This is a genomic window from Kitasatospora putterlickiae (assembly GCF_039527695.1).
In the GTDB taxonomy this organism is placed as follows: Bacteria; Actinomycetota; Actinomycetes; order Streptomycetales; family Streptomycetaceae; genus Kitasatospora; species Kitasatospora putterlickiae.
Map to the genome: position 1 here is coordinate 8,470 of NZ_BAAAKJ010000224.1, position 5,650 is coordinate 14,119.

The 5,650-nt window shown below is 73.9% G+C and carries 6 protein-coding genes and 1 pseudogene; 1 reads left to right on the forward strand and 6 read right to left on the reverse strand.

Annotated elements, in window-relative coordinates; translation table 11 throughout:
* The 5 genes and pseudogenes from ABD308_RS22325 to ABD308_RS22345 form a co-directional block, all read right to left on the reverse strand.
* Positions 1-531, reverse strand: a pseudogene (locus tag ABD308_RS22325) (SRPBCC family protein); the annotation flags it as partial.
* Positions 528-1,145, reverse strand: a complete 618-nt coding sequence (locus ABD308_RS22330; protein WP_344337928.1) for an ArsR/SmtB family transcription factor — start codon at positions 1,143-1,145, stop codon at positions 528-530. The gene ABD308_RS22330 and the pseudogene ABD308_RS22325, both read right to left, overlap by 4 nt.
* A 90-nt stretch (positions 1,146-1,235) precedes the next feature.
* Entirely contained in the window at positions 1,236-1,718 is a 483-nt protein-coding gene (locus ABD308_RS22335; RefSeq protein ID WP_344337930.1) for a MarR family transcriptional regulator, read from the reverse strand.
* Positions 1,715-2,197, reverse strand: a complete 483-nt coding sequence (locus ABD308_RS22340; protein WP_344337932.1) for a MarR family winged helix-turn-helix transcriptional regulator — start codon at positions 2,195-2,197, stop codon at positions 1,715-1,717. Before ABD308_RS22340 ends, ABD308_RS22335 begins: the two co-directional genes overlap by 4 nt.
* A 120-nt stretch (positions 2,198-2,317) precedes the next feature.
* Positions 2,318-2,530: a cold-shock protein gene (locus ABD308_RS22345; protein ID WP_344337933.1), complete on the reverse strand. Its 213-nt coding sequence runs from the start codon at positions 2,528-2,530 to the stop codon at positions 2,318-2,320.
* A 274-nt stretch (positions 2,531-2,804) separates the two neighbouring features.
* Here ABD308_RS22345 and ABD308_RS22350 point away from each other — a divergent pair, with 274 nt between their 5' ends.
* Positions 2,805-4,643 (forward strand): sulfatase-like hydrolase/transferase, encoded by a 1,839-nt coding sequence (locus tag ABD308_RS22350; protein ID WP_344337935.1) that lies wholly within the window; start codon positions 2,805-2,807, stop codon positions 4,641-4,643.
* A 16-nt stretch (positions 4,644-4,659) separates the two neighbouring features.
* Here the strand turns inward: ABD308_RS22350 and ABD308_RS22355 are convergent, their stop codons facing one another.
* Positions 4,660-5,466 (reverse strand): class I SAM-dependent methyltransferase, encoded by an 807-nt coding sequence (locus ABD308_RS22355; protein ID WP_344337937.1) that lies wholly within the window; start codon positions 5,464-5,466, stop codon positions 4,660-4,662.
* Positions 5,467-5,650: the final 184 nt, after the last annotated feature.

The window sequence follows — 5,650 nt, forward strand, 5'->3', positions numbered from 1 at the left end:
CCGGTCGCCGACGGCGGGCCGCAGCGGCAGGCCGAGGGCGCGGGCCAGGGCCTCGCGCAGCTCCCCGGCCGGCCGCTCGGGTACCGGGGCCACGGCGAACACCGGGGCACCGGTGCGGCCCGGGAAGTGGGCGAGGTACTCCCCCAGGGTGTGCAGGTGGAACGGCCAGCCGCGGCGCAGCGCGTCGTACTCGTCCTCCCAGTCGTCGCCGAGCAGGCCGCTGTGGACGACGCGGAGCACCGTGGCGCCGCCGTCGCGGCCCTCGACGAGGTACTCGAAGGCCATGAAGCGGCCGTCCTCGGCGGTGGCGGTGCGGGTGGCCAGGCGCTTGCCGGGCTCGTAGGCGGTGATCACCGCGTCCTCGCGGTGGCCGCCGATCTCCATGGCGGCGGTGCCGCCCTCGCGCGGGTCCAGCTCGTTGCGGCCCATGAACCAGGAGTCCAGGCCCGGCCCGGTGGCGATGGCCGCCCAGACCTCGTCCGGACTCGCCGGCAGGACGGTCTCCAGTTCGATCTCGAACGGGTGGGTCATCGTGCGCTCTCCTGTCCCGGCTCGGCGCCGGTGTCCGTGGCGGGGACCTGGTGGAGTCCCGCGATCACCCGGTGGGTGCGGCCGCCGGGGGCGGACTCGTCGTGGTAGCGGCTGACCAGCACGGCCACCGCCTGGGCGAGTTCGTCGGCGAAGGCGGTGCGGTCGGCCGCGGAGGCGAACCGCACCTGCGCGTCGATGCCGAAGGTGGCGACCCGCCGCCGGGCCCGGGCGGCGCCGGTGAGCAGCGTGCCCACCTCCTGCACCAGCCGGGAGCCCAGCGCCAGCAGCCATCGGGCGGAGAGCTGGTCGGGCGAACGGGACGGGTCCGGGCTCACGGCGGCCAGCACGGCGGGCGAGATCACGTAGGAGGCGGCGGTGGCGCGGTACACCCGTTCGGTGACGTTGCCCTTGCGTCGTTCCTCGGCGAGTTCGACGAGTCCGTGCCGCTCCAGTTCCTTCAGGTGGTAGTTGACCTTCTGCCGGGGCAGGTCCAGCCGGGCGGCCAGCATGGCCGCCGAGCCGGGCTCGGCCAGGGCGGCGAGGATCCGGGCCCGCAGGGGGGCCAGGGACGCCTCGGCCGCGGCGGGTTCTTCGATCACAGCGACGTCCAGCACGTCTCCAGAGTGCTACCGACAAGAAAATTTGTCAAGGAAAAAATACCTGTCGGCGATGGAGTCGGCCCCCCGGCCCTACGGAGCCCCCGGTCAGCGATGCGCCGCCAGCTCGGCGTTGGCCCGCTCGGCGACCAGGGACAGCACGCGGCCGGCCGCGGCGAGGTCCTCGGCCGGGATGCCGGCGTAGAGACGGGCGGAGATCTCGCCACTCTCGGCGGTGGTGCCGTCGACGAGTGCGTGGCCGGCCTCCGTGTAGCGCAGCCGGGAGGCCTCCGCCGGGTCCTCCGCCAGCAGCCCGGCGGTGACCAGCCCCTCGACGACGGCGCGCACGGCCGGCTCGGGGGCCTTCAGCGATCCGACGACGTCGGCCACGAGCGCGTCCCGGCCGAGGGAGCCGCCCGCGAGGGCGACGGCCCGGAGCGCGACGCTCTGCTCGAAGGCGAGGCCGTGGCGGGTCAGCACACCCTCCAGGAGGGCGCGGGAGGCGTAGTGGGCCAGGGCGATGACCCGGCCGTTGACGGCGGGAACGGGGGCGGCGGGCACGGGAGTGGCGGTGGCGGGAGTGGTGGTCATGACGACTCCTTGTCCTGGGCGGTGAGCGGGTCGAGGGGGGTGTCGAGCAGGGCCGCCAGGTCGTCCTTGAACTGCCGCGTGCGCGGGCTGTCCTGGCCGCCGAGCGGCTCCAGCAGCTGGTCCAGCAGCCGCTGGATCACGACGATGGCGCGGCGGGTGACGTCGAGCCCCTGCTCGGTGAGGGCCAGCCGCATGGCGCGCGGGTCGTGCGGGTCACGGGTGCGGGCGAGCAGGCCCGCGGCCTCCAGAGTGCGGGCGAGCTTGGAGACGTACAGCGGCTCCAGCCCGGCGCGGTCGGCGAGCCGACGCTGACTGGGCTGCTCGCCGGAGCGCGACAGCCCGTACAGGGAGGCCATCAGGACGTACTGGGCGTGCGTCAGCCCCAGGGGCGCGACCGCCCGGTCGACCGCCACCCGCCACTTCATCGACAGCCGCCAGACCAGGGACCCCGCGGTGGCACGCTCCGCTGCTGAACTCATGTCAGATACAGTACATGGACACTATGTCCATGGCTACTATCTCCGCGTCCGGGAAGGCGCCCAGCGAACGCGCGACCGGGGCCCGCGCGTCCGCGCCGGCCCCGGTCGGGATCCGTTTCGCTACGACTCCAGCTGGACCTTGTCGGCCTGCATCCCCTTCTGGCCCTGGACCGCCTCGAACGACACCTTCTGCCCTTCGACGAGGGACTTGAAGCCGGTCCCCTCGATCGCCCTGAAGTGCACGAACAGGTCAGGACCGGACTCCGGGGTGATGAAGCCGTAGCCCTTCTCGTCGTTGAACCACTTCACGGTGCCGTTCTGACGCTCGGCCATGTCTTCTCCTTGCACGCGGGTCACGCTGACCGCGCCAGTCTCTCACGCAGCGGGGTCAGGCCTGTGCGAACCGTAGCGGTGGTCGCGCCCACTCATCCCCCAGGACTCCCGGCGGGCGGGGCCGCCCCGGAGGCCTTCCGAAAAATCTGGCAGTACTGCCAGATGGCACAACTGCAAACTCTGGGCGAAGAGATGCCGAAGGCCCGCACCGGGCCTTGAGGACGCGCGCGGGGCCGTGGTTCAGTGCCGAAACCGCCCCTCCGAAAGGCCCCCCATGAGCTCGTCCCGGCCCAACATCCTGTGGACCGTCAGCGAGGACTGCCCGCCCCGCTTCGGCTGCTACGGCGACCCGCTCGCCACCACCCCCCACCTCGACGCCCTCGCCGAGCGGGGCACGCTCTTCGCCAACGCCCACAGCCCCTCGCCCGTCTGCGCGCCCTCGCGGTTCGCCCTGCTGACCGGCGTCCCCCCGGAGAGCCACGGCCCCGCCCTGCACCAGCGGGCCACCCCGGCCCTGCCGGGATGGATGACCACCTACCCCGAGATCCTGCGCGGCCTCGGCTACTACTGCACCAACAACGCCAAGACGGACTACAACAGCGACGTCGACCCGCGGGGCCTCTGGGACGACTGCTCCCGCACCGCGCACTGGCGCGACCGGCCCGACGGCTCCCCGTTCCTCGCGGTGTTCAACTACGACCCGACGCACGAGAGCGCGGTGTTCCGCCGCGAGGAGTTCACCGTCGACCCCGCCGAGGTCCGGCTGCCCGCCTACCTGCCCGACACCCCGGAGATCCGCGGCGACTTCGCGCACTACTACCGCCACATCGCCGGCATGGACGCCTTCGTCGGACGACTCCTCGCCGAACTGGCGGAGGACGGCGAACTCGACAACACCGTCGTCATCCACACCTCCGACCACGGCGGCGTCAACCCCCGCTCCAAGCGCTGGTGCTACGACGAGGGCCTGAACGTCCCGTTGATCGTCGCCGCCCCCGAACGGTACGCGCACCGCTTCCCGGCCCCCGGCACCCGCACGGACGCGGCCGTCTCCACGATCCGCATCCCGGCCACCCTCGTCGAACTCGCCGACGGCACGGTGCCCGCGCACATGCGGGGCGGCAGCCTCGCCCACACCTCCTTCGACACCGGCACCGAACTCGCCTTCTCCATGCGCGGCCGGATGGACGAGCGTCCGGACCTGATCCGCACCGTCCGCGACGCCCGCTACCGCTACATCCGCAACTACGCGCCGCACCGGCCCTACGGAACCCACCAGGCCTTCGGCTGGCTCGCGGCCGGCTACCAGTCCTGGGAGGCCGAGCACCTCGCCGGGAGGCTGAACGAGGTGCAGGACGCCTTCTGGCACGAGAAGCCGGGCGTGGAACTCTACGACTGCGTCGCCGACCCGGACCAGATCCACAACCTCGCCGGGGACCCCGCCCACGCCGAGGCCGAGCGGAGGCTCGACGCCGCGCTGCGCGAGCACCTGCTCGCCGTCCACGACAACGGCTTCCTGGCGGAGGGCTCCCCCGTCGAGGGTTACGACGCCTCCCGCGCGGCCGGCGCCTACCCGCTCGCCCGGATCCTCGACGTCGCCGACGCCGTGGGCGAGCGCGACCCCGAGCGGGTCCCCTTCTTCAGCGCCGCGCTCACCGACCCGGACGCCACCGTGCGCCGCTGGGGCGCCATCGGCCTGCTCGCCCTGCCGGCCGCGGCCGTGACCGCCGAGGCCGTCGCGGTCCTGCGCGCGACGGCGGCCGAGGACCCCGATCCGCACGTGCGCATCGCCTCCGCCGAGGCGCTCGGCAAGCACACGGGTGACGTCGACGCCGCCGCCCTGCTGGCCGGCCTCGTCGCGCCTCCGCACCCGGAGACCGTCCGGCTCGAAGCCCTCAACGCCCTCACCGCGCTCGGCCCGACGGCGGCGGCCCCGCACCGCGAGGTGGTGGCCGCGGCGGCCGAGGAACCGCTGGAGTACCTCGGCAACGCCGCCCGGTACCTGCTCCTGCGGATCGACGGGAGCTACACGCCCCGCTCCCTGGTGTTCGACCTCGAAGGCATGATCGCCCGCGCCGCCGCGGCCGGAGACCCCCGCGCCCGCCGGGCGTAGCGGCGGCGGGCGGCGGTCACGCGCGGGCGGCGGCCAGCAGGGCGACGTGCGGCAGGAGCAGGGATCCGTCCGGGCCGGAGAACTCCGCGCTCAGGTCGACCAGCCGCCGCTTGATCTCCGCCCGCGTCTCCGGGGTCTGGCCGACCACGATCTTCCCGATCGTGGCGACCCCGGAGGCCGGGCCGCTCCACCACTCCTCCAGGTCGGTGCGGTGGTCCCAGCTCAGGGCCTCGCACGCCGCCTCGGCCAGCCCGGCCGAGGCCAGCAGGTCCGCGAATCCCCGCTCGGTGCGGGGGAAGTCGTCCTCCGGCGCCAGGGCGGGCAGGTCGGACGGCCGCTGCACACCCGCCGCCTGGATCGCCCGGCCGATCAGCGCCTGACCGGGCGCGGGCGGGGAGGCCCAGATCGTCACGGCGACCGTCCCGCCGGGCCTGGTCACCCGCCGCAGCTCGGCGAGCGCCTGCCGGGGACGGCCCACGTGATTGAGCACGAAGTTGCCCACCACGGCGTCGAACTCGCCGTCGGCGAAGGGAAGTTCCGGGAGCGCCGCCACCTGGACGTCCGCCGCCGGCGCCGCCTGCCGGGCCAGCTCGACCATGCCGGGCTCGGCGTCCACGGCCGACACCTTCGCCCCGCGCGCGCAGGCCGCCACCGCGACGGCCCCGGCCCCGGTTCCGGCGTCGAGCACACGCGCACCCGCCCCGACCCCGGCGACGTCCAGCAGCCGCTCCACCGGGTACGCGCACAGCTTCGCGAAACTGTCGGCATAGGCCCTCGCACTGCCCGCCCAGATCCGCCGCTCACTCTCGTCGAAGAGCGTCACAGTCCCCCGCCTCCCAGCCACACACCTTGATCAACTTCCCCGGGACCTTAACCGGCGGGTACGAGAGCGTGTCAACCCCGGTCGACGTGCGGCACCGGGCCGGCGCGGTGTGGTGCGGTCGGGGCCGGCCGTCGGTCCCGTCGTGGATCAACGACAGGATCAGCCCCTTCACGTACTGCCGACG